Genomic DNA, 23,747 nt, shown 5'->3' with positions numbered 1-23,747 from the left:
TCTCCTTCTGTGGCGTGGTCGCAGCGGAGCAGGGCGCTCCCGGGGCGCAGGGGACGCCCCGGGAGCGCGGGTTCTCAGTAGGACCGGTTGATGCAGTGGTCGACGACCGGGATCATCGAGTCGACGGTGACCTCGCGGGGGTTGCCCGGGGTGCACCAGTCGTCCTGGATGTGCTCGGAGATCGCCCGGACGGTCTTCTCGTCGCCGCGGATCGCGTCTCCGCGACCCGCATACTTCTTGGTGTTCATCTGGTTCTTCTCGTACGAGTCGGTGCGCACCTGCCCGAAGTTGTCGGGGATGCCGACGTCCTTCGCGAGACGGATCGCCGCTTCGACGGCCGCGTCGGCGGCCTGGACGGTGGTCATGTTGCGGGTGTCCACGCCCATCGCGGTGGCGATGCGGGCGTAATGCTCGTAGCGGGAGGGCAGGTTGTACTCCCACACGCGCGGCAGGGCGATGGCGTTGTTGAGGCCGTGGTGGCTGTCGAAGAAGGCCGAGACGGCGTGCGAGATGGAGTGCACGATGCCGAGGCCGCCGGAGTTGAAGGCCTGCGCGGCGATGTACTGGGCGTTCATCATGCCTTCGCGGGCCTTGAGGTTGCGCGGCTCGAAGACCGCTTCACGCAGGTGCTTCGCGACGAGCTCGATCGAGTACAGGGCGTTGCCGAGCGACGGGGCGAAGTCCAGCCGGGAGACGTACGGCTCGGAGCCGTGGGCGAGGACGTCGAAACCGCAGTAGGCGGTGAAGTGCTGGGGGCAGCTGTAGTAGAGCAGCGGGTCGTCGATCGCGAGGGTGACGATCGTGGCCTCGTCGAAGCCGACCCACTTGTGTGGGTGGTCCATGTCGGAGGTGTCGGTGATGACGTAGGCCCAGGACGTCTCGGAGCCGGTGCCGGCGGTCGTGGAGACGGCGATGTGCGGCGGGTTCTCCTTGTTGGTGGACTTCGCGAAGCCCTCGAACTCGTTGATGTTGCGGCCGTCGTGGGCGATCACGACGCGGGCGCCCTTCGCGGCGTCGTGGCTCGATCCGCCCCCGACGGAGATGATCGAGTCGCACTTCTCCTTCTGGTAGAGCGCCGCGGCCTCCATGACGTTGTAGTCCTTGGGGTTGGACTCGACCTTGTCGTAGAGGACGACCTCGACGCCCTGGTACTCGATCTTGCCGATGAGCTCCTCGATGATCCCCGATCCGCGCAGGCCGGTGGTCATCAGCAGGGCGCGCTTGAAGCCGAGGTTCTTCGCCTCGACGCCGAGGATGTCGTGGGCGCCGACACCCATCAGCGCGCGGGGGAAGGGGTGGAATTCCTTGATCGGGAAGTCCCAGATCTGATTGAGCTCGATTGCCATGGTGTATCTCCTCGCAGAGGGGGTGTACCGGATCGGGAGTGTGATGTGGACCTCATCCGCGATCCACCATCGACCAGAGCTGCGAGGCGTGAAAGACGCAGCGGCCGAAACCGTCCGGTCGCCGCGGGGGCACCGCCCGTTCGGGTAGGGCACCTCCCGCTGACCGGGTGGGCGCCGCACTCGCCCGAGCAGTGCCGGTACCGTTTTCCTCATCCCATGTGCGCTGGTAACCTGAATTAGAACACGTTCTAGATTCGGTCGTGCGCGGCCATCTTTGCAGGAGAGGACGAGACCCACCCATGACGACTGTCGAGGTGCCCCACGGCTCACGCTCGGTGATCCTCACCGTGTCCGCCGTCGTCGAGGAGACCGCCGACACGCGGTCGATCGTGTTCGCCGTCCCGGACGAGCTGCGCGACAAATTCGCCTACCGGCCCGGCCAGTTCCTCACCCTGCGCATCCCGAGCGACCGGACGGGCTCGGTGGCCCGCTGCTACTCGCTCGCGAGCTCGCCGTTCACCGACGACGCCCCCAAGGTCACCGTCAAGCGCACCTCCGACGGCTACGGATCCAACTGGCTGTGCGACAACATCGCGGCCGGACAGACCCTCGAGGTGCTCCCTCCCGCGGGCGTCTTCACCCCGAAGTCGCTCGACCACGACTTCCTGCTGTTCGGCGCCGGCAGCGGCATCACCCCGGTGATCTCGATCCTCAAGTCCGCGCTCACCCAGGGCGGCGGCACGGTGGTGCTGGTCTACGCCAACCGCGACGAGAAGTCCGTCATCTTCGCCGAGGAGCTGCGGGCTCTCGCGGAGAAGTACCCGACGCGCCTGACCGTCGTGCACTGGCTCGAGTCCGTCCAGGGTCTGCCCACCGCCGACCAGCTCGCGGCGATCGCAACGCCCTACGAGTCGTACGAGGCGTTCATGTGCGGCCCCGGACCGTTCATGGACACGGTCCACCAGGCACTGAACACCGTGGGCATGCCCCCCGCCCGCGTGCACGCCGAGGTCTTCAACTCGCTGTCGGGCGACCCGTTCGCCGACCAGGCGCCGGTCGAGGTCAGCGACGAGGACGCCGCCGACGCCGCGACCGTCGAGGTCGAACTCGACGGCGAGGTCCACAAGCTCTCGTGGCCGCGTACGCAGACCCTCGTCGACATCATGCTCGCGAAGGGCATCGACGTGCCGTATTCGTGTCAGGAGGGCGAATGCGGGTCGTGCGCGTGCACCGTGCTCGAGGGCAAGGTCGAGATGGAGAACTGCGACGTGCTCGACCCCGAGGACATCGAGGCGGGCTACATCCTCGGTTGCCAGGCCCGGCCGGTGACCGACCACCTCAAGATCGAGTTCTGAGCCGGCGGGTTCACGCCCCGCTGATCCCGCTCTCTGCGGAAGTGCCCGGCCCCTACGAACGTGCGGGGACGGGCACTTCCCGCATCCCGGCGGAGTCGGGCTTCGGCTTTCGCACGAGCACGCCGACCCCGGCCACGAGCGCCAGCACGGCGACGACCACGCCGTAGCCGACGGCGGTGGACATCAGGCCGAACGATCCGGCCGCCGCCCCGGCGGCCATCGCGGGCACCGAGAACGCGAAGTAGCAGACGACGAAGGTCGTTGCGAATATCCGGCCGCGCTCGTGGGGTCGGCCGAGCGAGCCGACCACGCCCATGGCCGCGACGAAGGTCGAACCCCAGCCGAAGCCGGCGACCGCGGTACCCGCGTAGTACGCCGCGACCCATCCCGTGAGGAGCGCGGTGATCACCGCGGCCAGTCCCGTCGCGAGCAACACGGCCCCGAGGATCACGATGCGATGGGGGTCGCGGCGGGCCGTGGTGGTCGCCGCGACCGTGCCCGCCGTGAACAGCGTGCCGATCGCCAGACCCGCGGCGAGGCGGTTGTCGATACCGAATACCGAGTCGACGATCGAGGGCCCCAGCGACATGTACAGCCCGCCGAGTGCCCACGCCGACATCAGACTGGGCAGGATGAGCAGATAGCGGCCCCGGACCTCACGGGGCACCGACGCGCTCGGCACCAGGCTCCGCAGGGCGTCGCGTCGCGACGGGAAACCCACCGACGGCGAGGTCTCCGGCACGAAGATCAGCGCGATCGCCAGCACGACGGCGAGAACGCCGACGACCGCATAGCTCAGGACCGTGGGGAGCGGCGCGAACTGTACGAGTACGCCGGCTCCCGCCGCGCCGAGCGCGAGGCCGAGCGACGGCGCCGCGGTGTTGATCAGCGGACCGATGTGCCTGTTCGGCTGCATCTCGATCACGGCCGCCGCCAGCGCGCTCGTCGCTGCGCCCACCGCGAGACCCTGCAGGATCCGCGCGACGATCAGCCACCCCACCCCCGGGGAGGCGATGAAGACCACCATGCTCGCCGCGAGCAACAGCAAGGCCGTGACGATCACGGGTCTGCGCCCGACGTGGTCGGACAGCGACCCCACCGTCACGAGCGCCGCGAGCAGTGCGAGCACGTAGACCGCGAACACCACCGTGAGCATCGCCGCGGAGAACCCCCACATCTGCTGGTAGACGGGATACAGCGGTGACGGTGCCGACGACGACGCGGTGAGGGTGAACGCTCCCAGGCCGACCACGGCGAAACCGAACGAGCGGATACGGCCGCGGGGCTGGACGGGAGCAGTCATCGAACCTCCAGAAGGTGATCGGCGCGTTCCACGCGAGAGACGAACGGCGTGTCCCACGCGGAAACGAACGAGCGCCTCCGCGCGAATTGGTGAACACCCCTTCACCAACATACTTCGCTCGACGAAGTATTCCTCCGGCCATCCACCCGACGGCTCGGACACTCAGAGGGAGGTGGCGTCCTCGACGTCCTCGTCCCGCATGTCGCCGGGCGCCGCGAGCAGGGCGCGACCGGCAGCGAAGACCGTCGCTGCCAGCGGCAACTCTCCGGGCACACCGCTGCGGAAGACTTCGACACGGCCCGAACCCGAGGCGGGTCGCCCGAGCGCATCGATCCGGCGCAGCGTCTGCCGTGCGACGGCCTCGGCGCTGTCGAACAGGCGCACTCCGGCCGGCAGGTGTTCGATGATGGTGTCGGCGACAAGCGGATAGTGGGTGCAACCGAGAACCACACCCTGGACATCCCGAGGGGTGCGCTCGGCCGCGGAGGCGACCGCTGCGGCGACGGCCACCCGATCACCCGCATCGATGGCGTCGGCAAGTCCGTGACACGCCACGCCGACGACCTCGGACCCGTTCGCGAACTGGTCGATCAGATTCGCCTGGTACCTGCTCGCGGTGGTCGCCGCGGTGGCCCAGATCGCCACCGAATCGCACGCCGCGGCCGCGGGCTTGACCGCGGGGACCGTGCCCACCACGGGCACCGCCGGACCGAGATCGGCCCGGACGTGTTCGAGGGCGGTCACCGATGCGGTGTTGCATGGGAGCACGACCACCTCGGCGCCCCGGGCGACGGCGCGACGGGCGGTGGTGACGACCCGGTCGATCACCCAGTCCGGAGACTTCGGGCCCCACGGGGCGCCGTCGGGATCCGTCGACAACATGAGATCGAGATCGGGACGCAACCGTCGCAGCCACGCGGACGTCGGCAACAGCCCGAGACCCGAGTCGATGAGCGCAACGATCACCCTACGAATCTAGCGGGTCGCGCACGGCCGGCCCGACGGCGGTCGTTCCGGCGCGCAGCTCACTCCCCTAGGCCGCCGTGAGCAGCTCGTCGATCGGGGCGCCCGCAGCGATCTTCGCGCGCGACTTCATGACCAGCGCGGGCAGGCCGCCGCCCACAGCGCCGACGAACCTGCCGTCGCGCTCGTAGTACGCGAGGAACTTGCGGCCGTCGTCGCGCACGACGTGCACCGTGTCGTCGGCGGTGACCGCACCGAGGCCCTGGATCTTGATGTCGTACTGGTCGCTCCAGAAGTAGGGCACCTGTGCGGCGGCCCCGGCCTCGACGCCCATGATGGTCTTCGCCAGGACGGATGCCTGCTCGCCGGCGTTCGTCCAGTGCTCGATGCGCCTGCGCCCACCGGCCGGTACCTGCCAGGACGCGACATCGCCGACGGCCCACACGTGCGGGGTGGAGGTGCGGCCCGTGCCGTCGCACACGACACCGTTCTCGACTTCGACACCCGATCCCTCGAGCCACTCGGTGGCCGGGATCGAACCGATGCCCAGCACGACGAGGTCGACGTCGATCTCGCTGCTGTCGCCGAGGACGGCGGAGGTGACACGGCCGTCGCCGCGGATCTCCGACAATCCGACGCCGGCACGCACGTCGACGCCCTCGGCGGTGTGCAGGCGGGTGACGAGAGCACCGACCTCGGCACCGAGCACCGATGCGAGCGGGGTGGGCTGCGGTTCGACCAGCACGACCTCCACCTCGCGCGCCCGCAGGCTCGCCGCGACCTCGCACCCGATGAACCCGGCACCGACGACGAGCGCGCGGGCACCCGGAACGATCGCCTCGCGCAGGGCGCGGCTGTCCTCGAGCGACCGCAGGACGTGGACCCCCGCCAGATCCGGCAGACCGGGGATGCGGCGGGGCCGCAGACCCGTGGCGACGACGAGTTCGTCGTAGCCGAGTTCGGTGCCGTCGCTGAGCGTGAGGATGCGCGACGCGGTGTCGACCGAGCGAGCCGCGGCACCGAGCATCAACTCGATGCGGTTCTCGCCGAAGAACTCGCTCGGCCGAAGAGTCGTGTCGTCGCGGTCGCCGCGCAGGACCTCCTTCGACAGGGGCGGGCGGTCGTAGGGCAGGTGCGTCTCGTCGCCGACGAGCACGAGTTCGCCCTCGTATCCGGCCCGGCGCAGCTCTTCGGCGGTACGCACCGCCGCCAGGCCGGCGCCCACGACCACGACGCGCTCCGGCGTACTCTCGGTCTCCCGCTCGTTCGACACCCTCGGCCCATCCTTCGCTTCGTCTGTTGTGACACGCATGCGCGTTCCGCGCGGTAGTGATGCATCCCACTCCGCGTCCCACGTTCTTACCAAACAGCGACGACGGGCGACAGACCTACGTCGGCCGTTAGAGTTCGAGGCACCGTGAGGACAATGGGATCCAGCACAGGATCGAGCACGGAACACGACCGGTACACCTACCTGGGAGCCCCTCATGACCAGCGACAGCGGCGCAGGTATCAGCCGCATACAGTTCGGCGCCGGAACCTCCTCCGGATCCGCCGACCCGCAGGGCCGCACGATCATCGCGGACGCGGTGGTGGCCAAGATCGCGGGGCTCGCGACCCGCGAGATCAGCGGCGTCATCGAGGTGGGCGCCGGCACCGCCCGCGTCGTGGGCGCACTGCGCGACCGCATCCCCGGTGCGCGCATCAACCACGGACAGGGTGTCGCCGTCGAGGTCGGTGAACGTCAGGCCGCGATCGACATCGGCATCGTCGCCGAATACGGCGTCGCGCTGCACGAACTCGCCGTCGCCATCCGGCACAACGTCATCGCTGCGGTCGAACGCATGACGGGACTCGAGGTCACCGAGGTCAACATCACGGTCTTCGACGTGATGCTCCACGAAGAGGCCGCGGCCCTCACCGACGACGCCAAACCCCGCGTGCAGTGAACCCCGGATCAGCAGCGCAGGCGAATGCGGCCGACCTGGTGGTGGACGCCGCGCTGTCCGTTCCCGGCGTCGTGGGTCTGCACCGCGGCGCATTCGGGGAGGTCGCCACCTATCTGCCCGGCCGACGGGTCGAAGGTGTGCGGCTGACCGATCAGCTGTGCGCGGTGCACATCGTCGTGCGGATCCCCGCCGATCTCCCGGCCGTCGCCGACGCCGTCCGCGTCCGGGTGTCCCCGCTGGTGGACGTCCCCGTCCAAGTGACCATCGAAGATGTCCACGCCGGTGAACGAGAAGGAGCCCCATCGTGAACCACACACCCGTCAGCAACACCGTCGTCGGACTCCTCGCGGGGCTGCTCCTGGCCCTCGCCGGCATCATCGGCGGGTTCAGCGGTCTGCTGTTCGCCGTGCTGCTCGGCGCGCTCGGTGCCGCGATCGGCGCCCATCGCGACGGCCACCTCGACCTCGGCGCCCTGCTGAGGAGTCGGGGCCGTGGCTGATCCCACCGCGTCCGACGTCGGGACATCAGACGACACCGGGACCGGGGTCGTCCCCCCGGGCGAACGCGGCAGCCTTGTCGTCAAGGACCGTGCGATCGAACGCATCGCCGCGGCTGCCGCGCTCGGCGTTCCCGGTGTGGTGCGGCACAGCGGAGGTGGGATCCTGCGCCTCACCGGCCGCGACCTGCCCCGGGCCGATGTCACCACCGGCGCGAAGGCCGTCGCGGTGAATCTCTACATCGCCGCCGAATGGCCGTACGACGCGGCGATGCTCACCCGCCGGGTCCACGACGCGGTCGAACGCCAGCTGAACGACCTGACGGGCATGCGGATCAGCGAACTCAACGTGCTCATCGTCGCGACCGCGCTCGTCGAGGACGGCGAGACCGACGAGGCGCAGCCACCCGTCGAGTACCTGGAATCCGACATCGTCGCGGCGCGGACCACTCCGCATCCCGACATCCCCACCGTCGCTCCCCTGCCACCGCTGGCGCCGCCCGCGGCCGCACCCGCCGCCGCGATCGTGGCGATCGCGGCGCTCGCCCTGTCGTTCGTCGCCGCCCGGGAACTGCTCATCGTCAACGGGACGTACGGCGGTGCCCCGTGGCTGCGCAACTCCTTCGAGTGGTTCGGCCGTCTGCACTGGCACACCTGGCTCGCACCCGTCGCGGGCGTCTGCCTCGTCCTCGGGATCGTCCTGATCGTCGTCGCCCTCAAACCCCGCCGCCGGACGCATGTGCCGCTGCAGGTCGCGGGGCCGGTGCCCACGGTGTGGATGCGGCGCACGGACGTCGCACGCATGTGCAGCGCCCACGCGTCCGCGCTCACCGGCGTGCGCACGGCCCGCACGGTCGTCGACCGTCGCCGTGCCGTGGTGCGCATCTCGATCGAGGACGAGACACCGGTCGACGAGATCACCGCGTCCGTGCGCGGCGCGGTCGCCCCGAACCTCGCGGCGCTCGCCGACCCCGTCGAACTCGTGGTGGAGGTGGCGCGGTGAAACTCCGTACCGTGCTGGCGAATCGGCTCGTCACCTTCCTGGCGGGCCTCGCCCTCGCCGGTGCCGGCGCATTCGCCCTGGCGTGGGTGTGGCAGGTTCCCCTAGCTCGAGAGCAACTCTCGCGTCTCGACCGTCCCCGCGTGACCGACGTCCCGGACCAGTCGTGGTGGACACCGGCCCTGTGGTCGGTCTTCGCGGGCGGACTCGTGCTCGGCATCGCGTTGCTCGCTGTCAACCTGTCGCGCCGGCGCACGTCGACCGTGCAGCTCTACGACCAGGTCACCGACGCCACCCTCGGTGTCGAACTCGGTCCCGTCGTCGACGGTGTGGCAGCCGAACTCGCCGCCCTGCCGGGCGTGCGGGCCGTGCGCGGACGCGCGGTCGTCGAACGCCACCTGCCGACGCTCTCGGTGGTGGTGCACGCCGACCCGACCATCGATGTCACCGAGCTGACGGAAGCCGCGGAGGATGCCGCCCAGCGAGTCGCGCGCGCTCTCGGCGGGGCGCACGTGGCGACGCAGGTCCTGGTACATCTCGACCCGGCTGTGGACGTCCACTGAGCCCACCCACCCGGGGCCGGAACCCATCCGGCCCGGGGCGGCTCAGCTTCGGGCCGCGTCCACGAGGTCGTGCTCGACGCTGTAGTCCACGCGCATCCGGTCCATCGCCACGTCGCGCACCTTGTACGCCCGCTGTGTGGTGCGTTCGAGGTCCGGATAGCGGAATTCCTGGACGCGGTCGACGAGCGCGAGCAGCGGCCCGACGCGTCCGAGGACGTGCTTGAGCGGGCTGTCGGGGATGTGCAGGGCGTCGGCGTCGGCGTCACCGATGAACACCCGCTGCAGCGAGTGCATCACCGTGCGGGCGACCGTCGTCCGGATCGGTGCGGTGCCCGGCAGCAGGTTGGCCAGCTCCGGGACGAGATACTGCTCGGTCAGCGCGGTGACGAAATCCCGGTCCTCGTCGCTGGGGCCGGGCGAGGTGAGCCGGTACAGGTCCTCGACCGCGATGTGGTCGCGTTCGGTGCGCAGGCCCAGTTCCTCGCCCATCCCGATCACGTGCCCGACGTAGCGCCACAGGTGGTAGATGTCGTCGAGTTCGCGATCGGTGAAGCGCACCCCGAGGATCTGCATCGCCTCGACCGCGATGTGCCCGAACTCGGCCATCGTGAGCGCCATGTACGACTGCGGGATCGGCACTCCCCAGGCGTCCTCGTCCCACACCCCGCTCGCGAGAATGCCCTTGCGCACGTGGGCGTGGATCAGGCGCACCCGCACCGTGAACGCGAATCCGCCTCCGTCGCGGCGCATTCCGCCGCGAGTGAGGACGTGCCGTAACCACTCCCCGACCTCGACCGACCGCACGGCCGGCTGACTCACATAGCGGCCCGTCAGTGCGAGAGGCTTTCCGGCGATGAAGTTTCCGGCACCGCGCAGCAGCGAGGCAGCACCGAGCACCATGCCGAGGATCGGCGTGTGCCGAACGAGCGCGTCGGCGGCGTTGTCGATGCGGTCGTGGTCGACCCAGGCGGGTTCGTCGTCGAGGAAGGCGAACAGCTCTCGCAGGGATCCGGGTGCGTCGGGGACCGCCTCGACACCGTGGGTGAGTGCGACGCGCACGGCAGCCGTCGCGGAGTTCGGACCGAAGTCGTCGTTCACCACGGCGTCGGCCGGCGGGTCGGCCTGCCACATGCCGTCGAGCCAGCGCTCGCCGAGATCTGCGTATCGGCGCACCGCAAGGTCGGCGTTGACGAGATCACGTGGGATGTGTCGCTCCATGCATCCATGGAAACACGAGGAATCCTCACTTATTATTCACTTTTCATGAGCTCCCCGCGCGGCAACAGAACCGCAGGCAGAACCCCTCGGAAGCGTCCTGTGCAGCAGCGAAGTCACGACACCCGCAAGTTGCTCCTCACCTCTGCGTACGAGTTGCTCGAGCGCAGCCCCACCGCGCGGATCAGCACCACGGCACTCGCCGAGCACGCCCACGTGAGCATCGGGACGGTCTACCGATACTTCCCCGACGTCGACGCCGTGCTCGACGAACTCCGCATGACCGCCGTCCACGCGATCACCACCTCGCTGTCCACCGCCATCGGGCGGGCGATGGACCAGCAGCCGGAGGACGCCATGGCGACGGTCGTGGAAAGCCTCACCGCCGCGTTCGAGAAACACGCCGCGGTGCTCCGGGTGTCGTACACCTCCGAGGAGATCGAGTTCGGACTCGCGTGGGCCGAGGTCGAAGGTCCGCTGCGGCCGCTCGGACGCATCATCCCGGCGCGGCTGCGACCCGATCTCGACGACGCAGCACTCGACGATCTCGTGTTCATCGTGATGGGAGCGACGGCGAGCCTGTGTTCACGGATCGCCCTCTTGCGGCCCCGGAGATCCGATCGGACCCGGATGATCGCGGTGACGGCGCGGATGCTCCTCGCCGCGATCGAGAGCGCCTGACGCACGGCGCATCGTGTACGGCGCGCTCATCTCCGGATTCGAAAACAGACCCGACGTCCTGCCGAACGGCACATACTGATCACTGTCGTTCTCACACCGTCGTCTCGACCGAGGAGAGTGCTGTGCGTCGACTACCGATCGTGTTGTCCGCCGTGATCCTCACCGTCGCGGCCGCCTGCGGCAACGACACCTCGAGCGAATCACCGCTCGCCGCAACGTCCGAAGCGACCGCGACCGATGCGACCGCTACCGGCGCGGCGCCCGCCGACGAATTCCAGGACGTGCTCGACCGCGTCCGCGAGGAAGTCGGCTTCCCGGGAGTCGTTGCGCGCGTGGTCACCCCGGAATACGAGTGGACCGGTTCGTCCGGCACGATCGGTGCGGATCGATCGGAGGAACCCGGCCCGGACGACCACACCCGCATCGGCAGCATCACGAAGACGATGACGATCACCGCTCTACTGCAACTGGCGGAGGACGACCGCCTGTCGCTGGAGGATCCGATCGGCCGCTATGTGCCGGGCCTGCCGAACGGCGACGTCGCCACCCTGGGTCAGCTGGCCTCGATGGTGAGCGGCATCCCCAGCTACACCTTCGACGAGGAATTCCAGCAGCAACTCTTCGACGATCCGGAGGCACCGTGGACCCCGGACGAACTCCTCGACTACGTACGCGGTGACGCACCGAACTTCGCTCCCGGGGAGCGGTTCGAGTACTCCAACACCAACACGATCGCGCTCGGGCTGGTCGTCGAGCAGGTTTCCGGGCAGAGCCTGCACGAGTACTTCCGGGCGAACATCTTCGAGCCCCTGGGCATGGCCGACACCGTCATGCCCACCGACGCGGCCATCGCGTCACCGCACCTGTACGGGATCACCGAACAGGGACAGCCGGACGGGCAGACGGCCGATGCGACCGGTTGGAACCCGTCGTGGGGATGGTCGGCCGGCGCGGTGATCTCCACCGTCGACGACCTCGAACTGTGGGGCACGGCCCTCGGGACGGGCGAGGGCATCCTCTCCCCCGAGATGCAGCAGCTCCGTCTCGACTCGTTCCTGTTCGACGTCCCCGGTGCGACCGACACGCGCGCCTACGGCCTCGGGCTCGGTATCGAGAACGGCTGGCTCGGCCACACGGGCGAACTCCCCGGTTTCAACACCTACGTGGGATATCTGCCCGAGCGCCGGGCCGTGGTCGTCGCCGCCGTGAACAGCGACATCCCGACGGCCGACGGGGAGGAACCGGTGACCCCCGTGGCAAACCAGCTGAAGGAGATCGTCGGCTGATCGCTTGTGATCCAGAAACGCCGAACGGCGCCCACCCGGAGGGTGGACGCCGTTCGAGCGTCAGTGAGGACTAGCTCACTTGATGATCCCGTAGGCGGTGCCTACTTGATGATCCCGTAGGCGGTGCCTACTTGATGATCTTCGTGACGCGACCGGCGCCGACGGTGCGGCCACCCTCGCGGATCGCGAAGCGGAGGCCCTCGTCCATGGCGACCGGCTGGATCAGCTTGACGGACATCTCGGTGTTGTCACCGGGCATGACCATCTCGGTGCCCTCGGGGAGGGTCACAACGCCCGTCACGTCCGTGGTACGGAAGTAGAACTGCGGGCGGTAGTTGTTGAAGAACGGCGTGTGGCGGCCGCCCTCCTCCTTGTTGAGGATGTAGGCCTGGCCCTCGAACTCCGTGTGGGGAGTCGTGGTGCCCGGCTTGACGACGACCTGGCCGCGCTCGACGTCCTCGCGCTTGATGCCGCGGACGAGGAGACCGACGTTGTCGCCGGCCTGGCCCTGGTCGAGCAGCTTGCGGAACATCTCGATGCCGGTGACCGTGGTCTTGGTCGACTCGGGGCGGATGCCGACGATCTCGACCTCTTCGTTGACGTTGATCACGCCACGCTCGATACGGCCGGTGACGACGGTGCCACGACCCGTGATCGTGAAGACGTCCTCGACGGGCATGAGGAACGGCTTGTCGGTCTCACGGACCGGGTCCGGGATGGAGTCGTCGACGGCCTGCATGAGGTCGACGATCGACTGGACCCACTTCTCGTCACCCTCGAGAGCCTTGAGAGCGGAGATCGGGACGACCGGAGCGTTCTCGTCGAACTCCTGCGAAGCGAGGAGCTCGCGCACCTCCATCTCGACGAGCTCGAGGATTTCCTCGTCGTCGACCATGTCGGCCTTGTTCAGGGCGACGAGGATGTAGGGAACGCCGACCTGGCGGGCGAGCAGCACGTGCTCACGCGTCTGGGGCATCGGGCCGTCGGTGGCGGCCACGACCAGGATCGCGCCGTCCATCTGGGCGGCACCGGTGATCATGTTCTTGATGTAGTCCGCGTGACCCGGGGCGTCGACGTGCGCGTAGTGGCGCTTGTCGGTCTGGTACTCGACGTGGGAGATGTTGATCGTGATACCACGAGCCTTCTCCTCAGGTGCCTTGTCGATCTGATCGAAAGCGAAGCTCTCGTTCAGGTCGGGGAACTTGTCGGCAAGCACCTTGGTGATCGCAGCCGTGGTGGTGGTCTTGCCGTGGTCGACGTGACCGATGGTGCCGATGTTCACGTGCGGCTTGGTCCGCTCGAACTTCGCCTTCGCCACTGGATGTCCTCCTGGACTGTTGTTGCTTGCTGTATGCAGCAGTGCGGTTTGTATTACTTGGTCGTGCAGGTGACCGAGGGATAACCCGGAGGCTACTCGCCGGTCGCCTTGGCGATGATTTCCTTCGCGACGTTCGAGGGAACCTCTGCGTAGGAATCGAACACCATGGAGAAGTTCGCACGACCCTGGGTCTTCGACCGCAGATCGCCGATGTAACCGAACATCTCCGAGAGCGGAACCAGCGCCTTCACGACACGGGCACCACTGCGTTCCTCCATGGCCTGGATCTGGCCACGGCGGGAGTTCAGGTCGCCGATCACTTCACCCATGTAGTCCTCGGGCGTGGTGACCTCGACCGCCATGAGGGGCTCGAGGATCACCGGGGCGGCCTTGCGGGCCGCTTCCTTCAGTGCCTGCGAGCCGGCGATCTTGAACGCCATTTCGGACGAGTCGACGTCGTGGTACGCACCGTCGATGAGGGTGACCTTCAGGTTCACCAGCGGGTAGCCGGCGAGCACGCCGTACTGCATGGCGTCCTGAGCACCCGCGTCGACCGACGGGATGTACTCGCGCGGGATGCGACCGCCGGTGACCTTGTTCTCGAACTCGTAGGTCGCGCCGTCCTCGCCGACGAACGGCGAGAGGCCGATGATGACCTTTGCGAACTGGCCCGAGCCACCGGTCTGCTTCTTGTGCGTGAACTCGAGCTTCTCGACCGGCTTGGTGATCGTCTCGCGGTACGCGACCTGCGGCTTGCCGACGTTGGCCTCGACCTTGAACTCGCGCTTCATGCGGTCGACGAGGATGTCGAGGTGGAGCTCGCCCATACCGCCGATGACGGTCTGGCCGGTCTCGTCGTCGAGCTCGACCGAGAAGGTCGGGTCCTCTTCGGCGAGCTTCTGGATGGCCGTCGACAGCTTCTCCTGGTCGGCCTTCGACTTCGGCTCGATGGAAACCTGGATGACCGGGTCCGGGAAGGTCATCGACTCGAGGACGATCGGGGCGTCCTGCGCGCACAGGGTGTCGCCGGTCGTGGTGTCCTTCAGGCCGATCATCGCGTAGATGTGGCCCGCGACTGCCTCGTCGACCGGGTTCTCCTTGTTGGCGTGCATCTGGAACAGCTTGCCGACGCGCTCCTTCTTGCCCTTGGTCGAGTTGAGCACCTGGGTGCCCGAGTCGATCCGGCCGGAGTACACGCGGACGAAGGTCAGCTTGCCGAAGAAGGGGTGCGCAGCGATCTTGAAGGCGAGAGCCGAGAAGGGCTCCTCCTTCGAAGGCTTACGACGCAGTTCCTCTTCTTCGTTACCGACCTGGTGGCCGATGACGTCGCCGATGTCGAGCGGGTTCGGCAGGTAGTCGATGACCGCGTCGAGCATGGGCTGGATGCCCTTGTTCTTGAAGGCGGAGCCGCACAGCACCGGGTAGAGCTCGGAGTTGACGGTCATCTTGCGGATGGCCGCCTTGATCTCGGCGACGGTGAGTTCCTCGCCGCCGAAGTACTTCTCCATGAGCTCTTCGTCAGACTCGGCGACCGTCTCGAGCAGCTTCTCGCGGTACTCGGCAGCCTTGTCGGCGAGGTCGGCCGGGATCTCCTCGACCGTGGCCTCGGTGCCGATGTCGGTGGTGCCACGCCAGGTGAGCGCCTTCATCTCGACGAGGTCGACGACGCCGTCGAAGGCATCCTCGGCACCGATGGGGAGCTGGAGGACCAGCGGCTTCGCGCCCAGGCGATCGATGATCGTCTGCACGGTGAAGTAGAAGTCCGCGCCCATCTTGTCCATCTTGTTGACGAAGCAGATGCGCGGAACGTCGTACTTGGCAGCCTGGCGCCAGACCTGCTCGGACTGGGGCTCGACGCCCTCCTTGCCGTCGAACACGGCGACTGCGCCGTCGAGGACGCGCAGCGACCGCTCGACCTCGACCGTGAAGTCGACGTGGCCGGGGGTGTCGATGATGTTGATCTGGTTCTTGTTCCAGAAGCAGGTCACAGCAGCGGAGGTGATGGTGATACCACGCTCCTTCTCCTGCTCCATCCAGTCGGTGGTCGAGGCACCGTCGTGCGTCTCACCGATCTTGTAGTTGACACCGGTGTAGAAGAGGATGCGCTCGGTGGTGGTGGTCTTGCCGGCATCGATGTGCGCCATGATGCCGATGTTGCGGACCTTGTTCAGGTCGGTCAGCACTTCCTGTGCCACAGGTAACCCCGCTCGTAGCTCGTGTCGGTCCTTGGGTGCGGACCACATGTTCTTGTGTTGTCAGCCGGCCTTTACGGGACCGACACAGTTGTGCGAGCAGCCGACCGGGAGGTCCGTGATGACGGCATCTCCCGGTCGGCGACGACTCACCAGCGGTAGTGCGCGAACGCCTTGTTGGCTTCAGCCATCTTGTGCGTGTCCTCGCGGCGCTTCACGGAGGCGCCGAGGCCGTTGCTCGCGTCGAGGAGCTCGTTGGCGAGCCGCTCGACCATGGTCTTCTCGCGACGCTGACGCGAGAACGTCACCAGCCAGCGCAGCGCGAGCGTGGTGGAACGACCGGGGCGAACCTCGACCGGCACCTGGTAGGTGGCACCACCGACGCGACGGCTGCGGACCTCGAGGGCGGGCTTGACGTTGTCGAGCGCGCGCTTGAGGGTGACGACCGGATCGGTACCGGTCTTCTCGCGAGCCTGCTCGAGCGCCTGGTAGACGATGCGCTCGGCGGTGGACTTCTTGCCGTCCAGCAGGATCTTGTTGACCAGCTGGGTGACCAGCGGCGAACCGTAGACCGGATCGGCGATCAGCGGGCGCTTGGGAGCGGGACCCTTACGTGGCATCAGCCCTTCTCCTTCTTCGCTCCGTAGCGGCTGCGGGCCTGCTTGCGGTTCTTGACACCCTGGGTGTCGAGCGAGCCGCGGATGATCTTGTAGCGCACACCCGGGAGGTCCTTCACACGACCGCCACGCACGAGCACCATCGAGTGCTCCTGGAGGTTGTGGCCCTCACCGGGGATGTAGGCGGTGACCTCGACCTGGGAGGTCAGGCGCACACGGGCGACCTTACGGAGAGCCGAGTTCGGCTTCTTCGGGGTGGTGGTGTACACGCGAGTGCACACACCGCGACGCTGGGGGCTGCCCTTGAGCGCCGCGCTCTTGACCTTGGCGGCCTTGTCGCGGCGGCCCTTGCGGACCAGCTGATTGATGGTTGGCATTAACCGGCTTTCTTCGTTGTCTGAAGCTGCTCACTTCGAGCAACCTCGGCTGTTCTGAAATTAGGGATCCATCGGTTGGGGCAAGAAAGCTGCTGCCCCGCACTCGCCCCTCGTGTGCACACGAGGTCGGGTGTGTCGCGTACCCCCACACAGGCAGCCGGGGGCTCGCTCCTGCAGATATCCACAGACCGCGCGCACGGCACTACCTCGCATAGGCACACAGACCGGCCCGGGCATGCCGGACACGACCCACAACGATACCCGGCGTGCGCGCATGAGGTCAAAGTGAGGAGCGCGCACCCTCCCGAGGATCCGCACACACCGTCAACTGCTGAGGTTCAGTGTGAGCCGGGCCAACGTAGCAGCAGCTTCACACGGGTCCGCTCCCCCGGAGGTGTACTGCACCCACCAGCCGAAGATGCCGGTCGTCGACGCCCCGGAACTGACCCCGCACGACAGCGGATCGCCGGGTCGGCGCATCTGCAGTGCCCGCCGGCCCTCGATGGTCGTGTTCTCGATCTCGTATCCGAGTCCCTCGGCGGCGGCGCGTTCGTGGTCGAGGGAACCGGTCTCGAACCAGTTGAAGGTGACCTTCACTACTCCCGTGGGTCCCTCACCGTCCCAGCGGCAGATCGCACCGAAGAACCCGCGGTAGACGTAGTCCGCGCCCACGGCCTCGGCGATCTTCTCGTCGGCGACCGCATCGCACTCGGTGAGCAGCCGGGTGAATTCGGCGCCCGTGCCGCCGCCGATCCCCTCCGGGACGGCCCGCCCCTCGATGGTGCGGGTACATCCGGTGAGCAGAGCACCCGTCGTGAGGACGGTCGCGAGTGCGGCGCCCCAGCGGCGGGCGTTCACTTCTGCACCCTTTCCACACTCGTGGTGGCCAGGCCGCGAGCGACGACGCAGGCGTCGGCGACAGGCGTGAGGTTCGAGTACGAGACCGACCAGTGGACGAAGTCGCCGCCGAACTCCACGCCGATCTCGCACAGCGTCGTCTGCCCCAGCTCGTTCTGGTAGGACCCCATGAAGCCGGACCGTCCCCCGATCTCGACGTCGGCGGCGGGCCGGCCGATGAGATCGGAGCCGGCGCGTTCGCGGCCGATGGGACTTCCCCGGTACCACGAGAAGCTCACGCTGGGGCCGCCGACGTAGATCTCCCACTCGCAGCCCACCGAGTTGCGCGTCACCGTCGTGAAACTGCCGAGACCGAAGGCCGCCGCCACCTCGTCGTCGGACATCGCGCCGCACTCGTCGAACAGCGGGCCGGGGTCGGTGACGGACGCGGTCGGCGAGGTCTCGACCTGTCCGGCGTCGTCGGAGTTCCCGCACGCCGCCGCACCGAGACCCATGAGACCGGCCGTCGCCACGGCAGCCGCCGTCCTTCCGATGCGCGGGAGAGGCATGGCGGGAAGACTACCGAGCCGGGCCCGCCTGTGTGCGACGACTCGAGGACTCCCGGAGCACCTCGTCGAGCTGCGCGGCCCAGTGACGGACGATCTCCCGCCGACGGGCCGAGTCGTCGGTCAGCACGTCGGCCAGGCCGAGGCCGCGCGCGAGATCCAGGGTCGCCTGCACCGTCCGGTGCACGACCGGGTCGGTGTCGTCGGCACCGAGCTGCTCGACGGCCACGGCGTGCGAGACACGGCCGAACTTCTCCTCGAGCGGCAGAAGCATCTCGCGCAGAGCCGGATCGGCGGCCGCGGCCGTCCACACCTGCAGGGCGGCCTTGAACATGTTGCCGGTGCATTGGTCGACGATGCGCTCGACCACCGCCTCCGTGCGGCCGACGCCCTCGGGCACGTCGAACGGTTCGGTGCGGACCCGCTCGATGCGACTGTCGAACATGAACTCGAGCGATGCGGTGATGAGGTCCTCCCGGGTCGGGAAGTGATGCTGGGCGGCCCCGCGCGACACTCCTGCCCGCTCGGCGACCACACTCACCGTGGTTGCGGCCCAACCGGATTCGACGAGGCAGTCGATCGTCGCCTCGAGCAGTCGCCGCCGCGTGGCGCGGCTGCGGTCCTGCTTCGGTTCTCGCGCCATCGGGACTCCTGTTCCTGCCTGTCCTGTCACGACCCCGTGGTCACGACCGTTCCGTCACGACTGATCTTCCGCCGAACGGGTATTCGTGCGACCCCGAGACCGTACGCAAAGGTCATCATCCGTACACTCGTATAACAGGTCGGGGGGAAAGGGGAGCACCACGTGGCGACCACCGTCAGGCGCGAGGACTACTTCGACGCTGCGCTGGCCATCCTGGCCACCAACGACCATGCCGGACTCAAGCAGGCACGGTTGTGCAGTCACCTCGAGGTGACGACCGGCTCGTTCTACAACTATTTCGAGAGCTGGGCGCAGTTCAAGACCGAATTCCTCCAGCACTGGCTCGAGAGCCAGACGCTCCAGCTCGCCGCCGCGGCGCGCCTCGAGGGTTCGATGACCCGGCGGCTCCGGTTGCTCGTCGAATTCGCGTGCAGCCTCCCCCACTCCGCCGAGTCCGCCATCCGCGGTTGGTCGCACAGCGACTCCGGCGTCCACGAGGTGCAGAGCGAGGTCGACGACCTGCGGTACGCGGTGGTGGCCGAAGCGGTGGCCCAGTACCTCGGTTCGAGGGACCAGGCCGAGCGGTTCGCGCGGCTGGCCCTGTACACGCTCGTGGGCTACCAGCAGACCGTGCCGCTGCAGGACGTGAGCTCGTTGCGGTGGTCCCTCGCCTATCTGCTGGGGACGCTGCTCCCAGCGGAGGAGGCGGCCGGTCTCTTCCCGCCGGATTCCTTCCCGCCGAACATCGGAACCTCCGGGTTCGAGGTGTCGAACCCCGAAACCTCGAACCCGGAAGCATCCGACTCGGAAGCGTCGGCCTAGTACGACTTCGGCAGGCCCAGCGAGTGCTGGGCCACGAAGTTGAGGATCATCTCCCGGCTGACCGGCGCCACGCGTGCGATGCGCGCGGCGCCGAGCATCGCCGCGAGGCCGTACTCCCGAGTGAGGCCGGCACCGCCGTGGGTCTGGATCGCCTGGTCCAGCGAGGCGATCGCAGCCTCACCCGCGGCGTACTTGGCCATGTTCGCGGCCTCGGCGGCCCCGAAGTCGTCGCCGCTGTCGTAGAGGACGGCGGCCTTCTGCATCATGAGCTTGGCGAGTTCGAGCTCGATCCGGCGCTGCGCCAGCGGGTGCGCGATGCCCTGGTGCGCACCGATGGGCTGCTTCCAGACGGTCCGCTCGTTGGCGTAGCGCACCGCGGCGTCGAGGGCGTACCGGCCCATACCCACTGCCATCGCCGCGCCCATGATCCGTTCGGGGTTCAGTCCGGCGAACAGCTGCATGAGCGCGGCCTCCGGCTCACCGACGAGTGCGTCGGCGGGAAGTCGGACGTCGTCGAAGAACAGGGAGAACTGGTAGTCCGGCTCGAGGATGTCCATCTCCATGGGCGTCTTCGTGAAGCCCGGGGCATCGGTCGGCACGATGAACAGGGCCGGACGGAGCTTGCCGGTCTTCGCGTCCTCGGTGCGGGAGACGACGAGCACGGCGTCGGCCTGGTCGACACCGGAGATGTAGACCTTGCTGCCGGAGAGGATCCAGTCGTCACCGTCGCGGCGCGCGATCGTGGTGATGTTGTGCGAGTTGGATCCGGCGTCGGCCTCGGTGATGCCGAAGGCCATGATGCAAGAGCCGTCGGCGAGGCCGGGCAGCCATTCCTGCTTCTGAGCGTCGGTGCCGTACTTGGAGATGATGGTGCCGCAGATCGCCGGCGAAACCACGACGAGCAGCAGCCCGGCGCCCTTCGCGGAGAGCTCCTCCTGCACCAGCGCGAGTTCGTAGATGCCGGCGCCGCCGCCTCCGTACTGCTCCGGAAGGTTCACGCCGAGGAAGCCGAGCTTGGCCGCCTCCGCCCACAATTCGGTGAGCGGCTCGTGCGCGCGCGACTTGGGAAGTACGTAGTCGACGTAGTTGTAGCGCTCGGCCAGAGCCGCCACCGCAGCGCGTAGTTCCTTCTGTTCTTCGGTCTCGATGATGCTCACGGGGATGCCTTCCGGGTCGGGTGAGAGGACGCGCGGCCGTGGACGGTCGCATGAGGGAACAGGTGGGTCAGGCGCCGTAACCCAGCCGCTTGGCGGCGAGTTCGGTGAGGATCTCTGTGGTGCCACCACCGATGCCGAGGATGCGCATGTCGCGGTACTGCCGTTCGACCTCCGATTCGGCCATGTACCCGAGGCCGCCGAACAACTGAACCGCCTGGTCGGCGACCCATTCGCCGGCTTCGACCGCGGTGTTCTTCGCGAAACATACCTCGGCGATCAGGTCGGTCTCTCCCGCCACGGCGCGCTCGGTGACGTGCCGCGTGTAGACGCGCGCGACGTCGACGCGACGCGCCATCTCGGACAGGGTGCGCTGCACGGCCTGGCGGGTGATCAGCGGCCGGCCGAAGGTCTCGCGGTCGCGGCACCACGCGACGGTCAGGTCCAGGCACCGCTGCGCACCCGAATAGGCCTGGGCGGCGAGGGCGATCCGCTCGGAGACGAAACCCTGTGCGATCTGCCAGAATCCGGTGTTCTCCGCGCCGACGAGGTTGGTGACCGGTACGCGGACGTCGGCGAAGGACAACTCGGCGGTGTCCGACGCGCGCCATCCCATCTTGTCGAGCTTGCGGGAGACGGTGAAACCCGGTGTGCCCTTCTCGATCACGAGCAACGAGACTCCCCCGGCGCCGGGACCTCCGGTGCGGACGGCGGTGACCACGAAGTCGGCGCGGCATCCCGAGGTGATGTAGGTCTTCGCGCCGTTGACGACGTAGTGGTCGCCGTCGCGCACCGCGGTGGTGGTCAGATGACCGACGTCCGATCCGCCGCCCGGTTCGGTGATCGCGAGGGACCCGACGAGTTCGCCTGCGAGAGTGGGCCGTACCCACTTGTCGATCTGATCGGGATCGCCGGCCGCGATGAGGTGCGGCAGGGCGATGCCGCACGTGAACAGTGATGCGAACGCGCCGCCCGAGGCCCCCGCCTCGTGGAACGCCTCGCACACGGTGAGCGTGTCGGCGCCGTCGCCACCGGAACCGCCGACCTCCTCGGGGAATCCGGCGCCGAGCAGGCCGATCTTCGCGGCCTCGACGTGCAGTTCGCGGGGCAGTTCGCCGGCGCGCTCCCAGTCGTCGAGGTGGGGCAGGATCTCACGCTTCACGAAACCGGTGACGGTCTCGCGGAGGGCGAGACGCTCGGGGGTGGTCCACATGCTCACGATGTCTCCGATGGTGTTTTCGGTCGAGGATGGTGTTTCGGTCGAAGATGTCTCGGCCGGAGGTGTCTCGACTGTGGGGCGGGCGGTCTCAGGTGGCGGACGAGCCGGGCTCGCGCCCGGCGCCGGGGGCACCGGCGAAGGCCTGCGCGAGGCCGAGCCATTCCTCCGCGTCCGGGCCGTCGGCGACGAGGGCGGTGTCGTCGCGGTGGATGCGCTGGGTGACGAGCAGGCAGAAGTCCAGGGCCGGGCCGGTGACCGACTGCGCGGCGTCCTCCGGACCCCATTCCCAGCTGTCCCCGTCGGGGGCGGTAAGCACGACGCGGAACGGCTCGGCCGGGGGCTTCCGGTCGCGGATGACGTACGCGAAGTCGCGCGTCCGCACCCCCAGGTGCGCGACGTTCTTCAGGCGCGCGGTGGGCGTGCGGGTGACACCGAGGGCGTCGGCGACGTCACCCCCGTGCGCCCAGGTCTCCATGAGCCGCGCGGTCGCCATCGACGCCGGCGACATCGGCGGTCCGAACCACAGGATCTTCGTACCCCGCGGGAGTTCGGCGAGCGCGTCGGCGAGTTCGCGGCGGGTGTCGCGCCAGTCGGCGAGCAACTCCGCGGGCGGCCGCCCCGCCTGTTCCTCGGCACCGACGTCGACGAATCCCAGCGGGTCGCCGAATGCCGCTTCGACCATCTTCACGAAGGCGTCCGGGTCGCGCACGGCGGTGAGCGCCGCCCGGTCGGTCCACAACAGGTGACCGATCTGGTGAGCGATGGTCCAGCCCTCCGCCGGGGTGGGCAGTGCCCAACTCTCGTCGGGCAGGGTCGTGACGAGAGCGTCGAGATCGTCGCCCTCCGCGCGGAGATCGTCGAGCACGATGTGCAGATCGGACATGCGGCAAGCGTCACACGCCACAGCCCCAAAATCAAGCACGTGTGATTGTTTTTTGCGACAGGCGTCGTTCGCGCTCGTCGGACAGACTGACGAGATGGCCGACGATTCCCGCACGCACACCGTCGGCCCTGTCGTCGCGGTCCTCACCGCGGTGCTGTCGATGCAGTTCGGGGCGGCCTTCGCCGCGACCCTGTTCGACCGGGCTGGTGCTCTCGGCACGGTGACCCTGCGCCTGCTGTTCGCCGCCGTGATCCTCTGCGCGTTCACCCGGCCCCGGCCGTGGACGTGGACACCGGAACAGTGGCGGGCGGTGGTGACACTGGGCGCGAGTCTCGCGCTGATGAACACGGCGTTCTACGGGGCGTTGACGCGACTGCCGCTCGCCGCGACCGTCACCATCGAGTTCCTCGGCCCTCTCGGGCTGGCCGCGATCCTGTCCCGACGTATGCGCGACGCCCTGTGGGTGGTGCTCGCGCTGGGCGGGGTGGTCCTGCTCGGCGTCGGCGACGGTGCCGGGCTGTCCACCGGTCCCGATCCGCTCGGAGTCGCCTTCGCGCTGGTCGCCGCATCGGGGTGGGCCTGGTACATCGTGGCCGGCTCACGTGTGGCGACGACCCTGCCCGGATCGGCGGGGCTGGCCGGGGCGACGACGATCGCGGCCGTCGTCGTCCTGCCGTTCGGCGCGGCGACGGCCGGCACCGAGCTCCTCCGGCCCGACCTCGTGCTCGCAGGACTCGCCGTGGCGCTGCTGTCGTCGGCGATCCCGTACACCCTCGAGATCCGTGCCCTGCGCGACCTGCCGAAGAAGGTGTTCGCGATCCTCATCGCGCTCGAACCCGCCGCCGCAGCGCTCGCCGGCGCTCTGGTGCTGGGGCAGGTCGTCGAACCTCTCGCCCTCGCGGGTATCGCACTCGTGGTGGTCGCGGGGGCTGGTGCGTTGCAGCACTCGCGCGCGTGACCCG

The 23,747-nt window shown here is 68.4% G+C and carries 25 protein-coding genes; 10 read left to right on the top strand and 15 right to left on the bottom strand.

Features of this window, described 5'->3' with window-relative positions; genetic code table 11:
- Positions 1-74: 74 nt before the first annotated feature.
- Positions 75-1,346, bottom strand: coding sequence for an NDMA-dependent methanol dehydrogenase (mdo, locus tag NVV99_RS19645; RefSeq protein ID WP_024101655.1), 1,272 nt, complete (start codon positions 1,344-1,346; stop codon positions 75-77).
- Between the two features lie 299 nt (positions 1,347-1,645).
- On the opposite strand from mdo, the gene NVV99_RS19640 reads away from it, so the two are divergent.
- Positions 1,646-2,701 carry a ferredoxin--NADP reductase gene (locus NVV99_RS19640; RefSeq protein ID WP_024101656.1) on the top strand — a complete coding sequence of 352 codons (1,056 nt, stop codon included), beginning with the start codon at positions 1,646-1,648 and terminating at the stop codon, positions 2,699-2,701.
- A 52-nt stretch (positions 2,702-2,753) separates the two neighbouring features.
- On the opposite strand, the gene NVV99_RS19635 is transcribed toward NVV99_RS19640, so the two are convergent.
- The 3 genes from NVV99_RS19635 to NVV99_RS19625 form a co-directional block, all read right to left on the bottom strand.
- A complete protein-coding gene (locus NVV99_RS19635) occupies positions 2,754-4,004 on the bottom strand; it encodes an MFS transporter (RefSeq protein WP_024101657.1) in 1,251 nt (416 codons plus the stop codon).
- Between the two features lie 162 nt (positions 4,005-4,166).
- Positions 4,167-4,970 (bottom strand): glutamate racemase, encoded by an 804-nt coding sequence (locus tag NVV99_RS19630; protein WP_006552244.1) that lies wholly within the window; start codon positions 4,968-4,970, stop codon positions 4,167-4,169.
- A 67-nt stretch (positions 4,971-5,037) separates the two neighbouring features.
- The gene (locus tag NVV99_RS19625; RefSeq protein WP_024101658.1) at positions 5,038-6,240 is read right to left on the bottom strand and encodes an NAD(P)/FAD-dependent oxidoreductase; all 1,203 of its coding nucleotides are present in this window, start codon (positions 6,238-6,240) and stop codon (positions 5,038-5,040) included.
- A 214-nt stretch (positions 6,241-6,454) separates the two neighbouring features.
- Here NVV99_RS19625 and NVV99_RS19620 point away from each other — a divergent pair, with 214 nt between their 5' ends.
- Genes NVV99_RS19620 through NVV99_RS19600 form a run of 5 tightly spaced genes read left to right on the top strand, consistent with a single transcriptional unit; the run spans position 6,455 to position 8,975 of the window.
- Positions 6,455-6,916 (top strand): Asp23/Gls24 family envelope stress response protein, encoded by a 462-nt coding sequence (locus NVV99_RS19620; RefSeq protein ID WP_006552246.1) that lies wholly within the window; start codon positions 6,455-6,457, stop codon positions 6,914-6,916.
- Positions 6,913-7,224, top strand: a complete 312-nt coding sequence (locus NVV99_RS19615; RefSeq protein WP_024101659.1) for a hypothetical protein — start codon at positions 6,913-6,915, stop codon at positions 7,222-7,224. The genes NVV99_RS19620 and NVV99_RS19615 overlap by 4 nt, the downstream gene beginning before the upstream one ends.
- Positions 7,221-7,415, top strand: coding sequence for a hypothetical protein (locus NVV99_RS19610; protein ID WP_006552248.1), 195 nt, complete (start codon positions 7,221-7,223; stop codon positions 7,413-7,415). Before NVV99_RS19615 ends, NVV99_RS19610 begins: the two co-directional genes overlap by 4 nt.
- Positions 7,408-8,415 (top strand): DUF6286 domain-containing Asp23/Gls24 family envelope stress response protein, encoded by a 1,008-nt coding sequence (locus tag NVV99_RS19605; protein ID WP_006552249.1) that lies wholly within the window; start codon positions 7,408-7,410, stop codon positions 8,413-8,415. The genes NVV99_RS19610 and NVV99_RS19605 overlap by 8 nt, the downstream gene beginning before the upstream one ends.
- A complete protein-coding gene (locus tag NVV99_RS19600; RefSeq protein ID WP_006552251.1) occupies positions 8,412-8,975 on the top strand; it encodes a hypothetical protein in 564 nt (187 codons plus the stop codon). The genes NVV99_RS19605 and NVV99_RS19600 overlap by 4 nt, the downstream gene beginning before the upstream one ends.
- 42 nt (positions 8,976-9,017) lie before the next feature.
- On the opposite strand, the gene NVV99_RS19595 is transcribed toward NVV99_RS19600, so the two are convergent.
- Positions 9,018-10,193, bottom strand: a complete 1,176-nt coding sequence (locus tag NVV99_RS19595) for an oxygenase MpaB family protein (protein ID WP_024101660.1) — start codon at positions 10,191-10,193, stop codon at positions 9,018-9,020.
- A gap of 99 nt (positions 10,194-10,292) precedes the next feature.
- Here NVV99_RS19595 and NVV99_RS19590 point away from each other — a divergent pair, with 99 nt between their 5' ends.
- Both NVV99_RS19590 and NVV99_RS19585 read left to right on the top strand, forming a co-directional pair.
- Positions 10,293-10,871 (top strand): TetR/AcrR family transcriptional regulator, encoded by a 579-nt coding sequence (locus tag NVV99_RS19590; protein ID WP_024101661.1) that lies wholly within the window; start codon positions 10,293-10,295, stop codon positions 10,869-10,871.
- Positions 10,872-10,993: 122 nt separating this feature from the next.
- Positions 10,994-12,157, top strand: a complete 1,164-nt coding sequence (locus tag NVV99_RS19585) for a serine hydrolase (RefSeq protein ID WP_024101662.1) — start codon at positions 10,994-10,996, stop codon at positions 12,155-12,157.
- A 127-nt stretch (positions 12,158-12,284) separates the two neighbouring features.
- Here NVV99_RS19585 and tuf read toward each other — a convergent pair whose 3' ends face one another.
- The 7 genes from tuf to NVV99_RS19550 form a co-directional block, all read right to left on the bottom strand.
- Positions 12,285-13,475 (bottom strand): elongation factor Tu, encoded by a 1,191-nt coding sequence (tuf, locus tag NVV99_RS19580; RefSeq protein WP_016690893.1) that lies wholly within the window; start codon positions 13,473-13,475, stop codon positions 12,285-12,287.
- A gap of 92 nt (positions 13,476-13,567) precedes the next feature.
- A complete protein-coding gene (gene fusA, locus NVV99_RS19575; RefSeq protein WP_024101663.1) occupies positions 13,568-15,670 on the bottom strand; it encodes an elongation factor G in 2,103 nt (700 codons plus the stop codon).
- A gap of 146 nt (positions 15,671-15,816) precedes the next feature.
- Positions 15,817-16,287: a 30S ribosomal protein S7 gene (gene rpsG / locus NVV99_RS19570; protein ID WP_006552257.1), complete on the bottom strand. Its 471-nt coding sequence runs from the start codon at positions 16,285-16,287 to the stop codon at positions 15,817-15,819.
- Positions 16,287-16,661 carry a 30S ribosomal protein S12 gene (gene rpsL / locus NVV99_RS19565; protein WP_006552258.1) on the bottom strand — a complete coding sequence of 125 codons (375 nt, stop codon included), beginning with the start codon at positions 16,659-16,661 and terminating at the stop codon, positions 16,287-16,289. Before rpsL ends, rpsG begins: the two co-directional genes overlap by 1 nt.
- Before the next feature lie 324 nt (positions 16,662-16,985).
- Positions 16,986-17,519 carry a DUF3558 domain-containing protein gene (locus tag NVV99_RS19560; protein ID WP_006552259.1) on the bottom strand — a complete coding sequence of 178 codons (534 nt, stop codon included), beginning with the start codon at positions 17,517-17,519 and terminating at the stop codon, positions 16,986-16,988.
- On the bottom strand, positions 17,516-18,031 hold the full coding sequence (locus NVV99_RS19555; protein ID WP_024101664.1) for a DUF3558 domain-containing protein: 516 nt from the start codon (positions 18,029-18,031) through the stop codon (positions 17,516-17,518). Before NVV99_RS19555 ends, NVV99_RS19560 begins: the two co-directional genes overlap by 4 nt.
- 46 nt (positions 18,032-18,077) lie before the next feature.
- A complete protein-coding gene (locus NVV99_RS19550) occupies positions 18,078-18,707 on the bottom strand; it encodes a TetR/AcrR family transcriptional regulator (RefSeq protein WP_024101665.1) in 630 nt (209 codons plus the stop codon).
- Positions 18,708-18,869: 162 nt separating this feature from the next.
- On the opposite strand from NVV99_RS19550, the gene NVV99_RS19545 reads away from it, so the two are divergent.
- Positions 18,870-19,529, top strand: a complete 660-nt coding sequence (locus tag NVV99_RS19545) for a TetR/AcrR family transcriptional regulator (RefSeq protein ID WP_024101666.1) — start codon at positions 18,870-18,872, stop codon at positions 19,527-19,529.
- On the opposite strand, the gene NVV99_RS19540 is transcribed toward NVV99_RS19545, so the two are convergent.
- From NVV99_RS19540 to NVV99_RS19530, 3 genes are all read right to left on the bottom strand, one after another.
- Positions 19,526-20,686: an acyl-CoA dehydrogenase family protein gene (locus NVV99_RS19540; protein ID WP_006552263.1), complete on the bottom strand. Its 1,161-nt coding sequence runs from the start codon at positions 20,684-20,686 to the stop codon at positions 19,526-19,528. The genes NVV99_RS19545 and NVV99_RS19540 overlap by 4 nt on opposite strands.
- A 67-nt stretch (positions 20,687-20,753) precedes the next feature.
- The gene (locus NVV99_RS19535; protein ID WP_024101667.1) at positions 20,754-21,902 is read right to left on the bottom strand and encodes an acyl-CoA dehydrogenase family protein; all 1,149 of its coding nucleotides are present in this window, start codon (positions 21,900-21,902) and stop codon (positions 20,754-20,756) included.
- An 88-nt stretch (positions 21,903-21,990) separates the two neighbouring features.
- Positions 21,991-22,785, bottom strand: a complete 795-nt coding sequence (locus tag NVV99_RS19530) for a TIGR03084 family metal-binding protein (RefSeq protein ID WP_024101668.1) — start codon at positions 22,783-22,785, stop codon at positions 21,991-21,993.
- A gap of 94 nt (positions 22,786-22,879) precedes the next feature.
- On the opposite strand from NVV99_RS19530, the gene NVV99_RS19525 reads away from it, so the two are divergent.
- Positions 22,880-23,743, top strand: coding sequence for a DMT family transporter (locus NVV99_RS19525; RefSeq protein WP_024101669.1), 864 nt, complete (start codon positions 22,880-22,882; stop codon positions 23,741-23,743).
- Positions 23,744-23,747: the final 4 nt, after the last annotated feature.

It is taken from the genome of Rhodococcus sp. PAE-6 (assembly GCF_025290685.1).
Taxonomy (GTDB): Bacteria; Actinomycetota; Actinomycetes; order Mycobacteriales; family Mycobacteriaceae; genus Rhodococcus; species Rhodococcus pyridinivorans.
The sequence above is the reverse complement of the archived record's forward strand: the minus strand, read 5'-3'. Positions and strand labels throughout refer to the sequence as shown.

Coding starts and splice junctions, on each gene's coding strand:
- mdo (WP_024101655.1), bottom strand. CDS start 1,346: ATGGCAATCGAGCTCAATCAGATCTGGGACTTCCCGATCAAGGAATTC.
- NVV99_RS19640 (WP_024101656.1), top strand. CDS start 1,646: ATGACGACTGTCGAGGTGCCCCACGGCTCACGCTCGGTGATCCTCACC.
- NVV99_RS19635 (WP_024101657.1), bottom strand. CDS start 4,004: ATGACTGCTCCCGTCCAGCCCCGCGGCCGTATCCGCTCGTTCGGTTTC.
- NVV99_RS19620 (WP_006552246.1), top strand. CDS start 6,455: ATGACCAGCGACAGCGGCGCAGGTATCAGCCGCATACAGTTCGGCGCC.
- NVV99_RS19595 (WP_024101660.1), bottom strand. CDS start 10,193: ATGGAGCGACACATCCCACGTGATCTCGTCAACGCCGACCTTGCGGTG.
- rpsG (WP_006552257.1), bottom strand. CDS start 16,287: ATGCCACGTAAGGGTCCCGCTCCCAAGCGCCCGCTGATCGCCGATCCG.
- rpsL (WP_006552258.1), bottom strand. CDS start 16,661: ATGCCAACCATCAATCAGCTGGTCCGCAAGGGCCGCCGCGACAAGGCC.
- NVV99_RS19550 (WP_024101665.1), bottom strand. CDS start 18,707: ATGGCGCGAGAACCGAAGCAGGACCGCAGCCGCGCCACGCGGCGGCGA.
- NVV99_RS19530 (WP_024101668.1), bottom strand. CDS start 22,785: ATGTCCGATCTGCACATCGTGCTCGACGATCTCCGCGCGGAGGGCGAC.
- NVV99_RS19525 (WP_024101669.1), top strand. CDS start 22,880: ATGGCCGACGATTCCCGCACGCACACCGTCGGCCCTGTCGTCGCGGTC.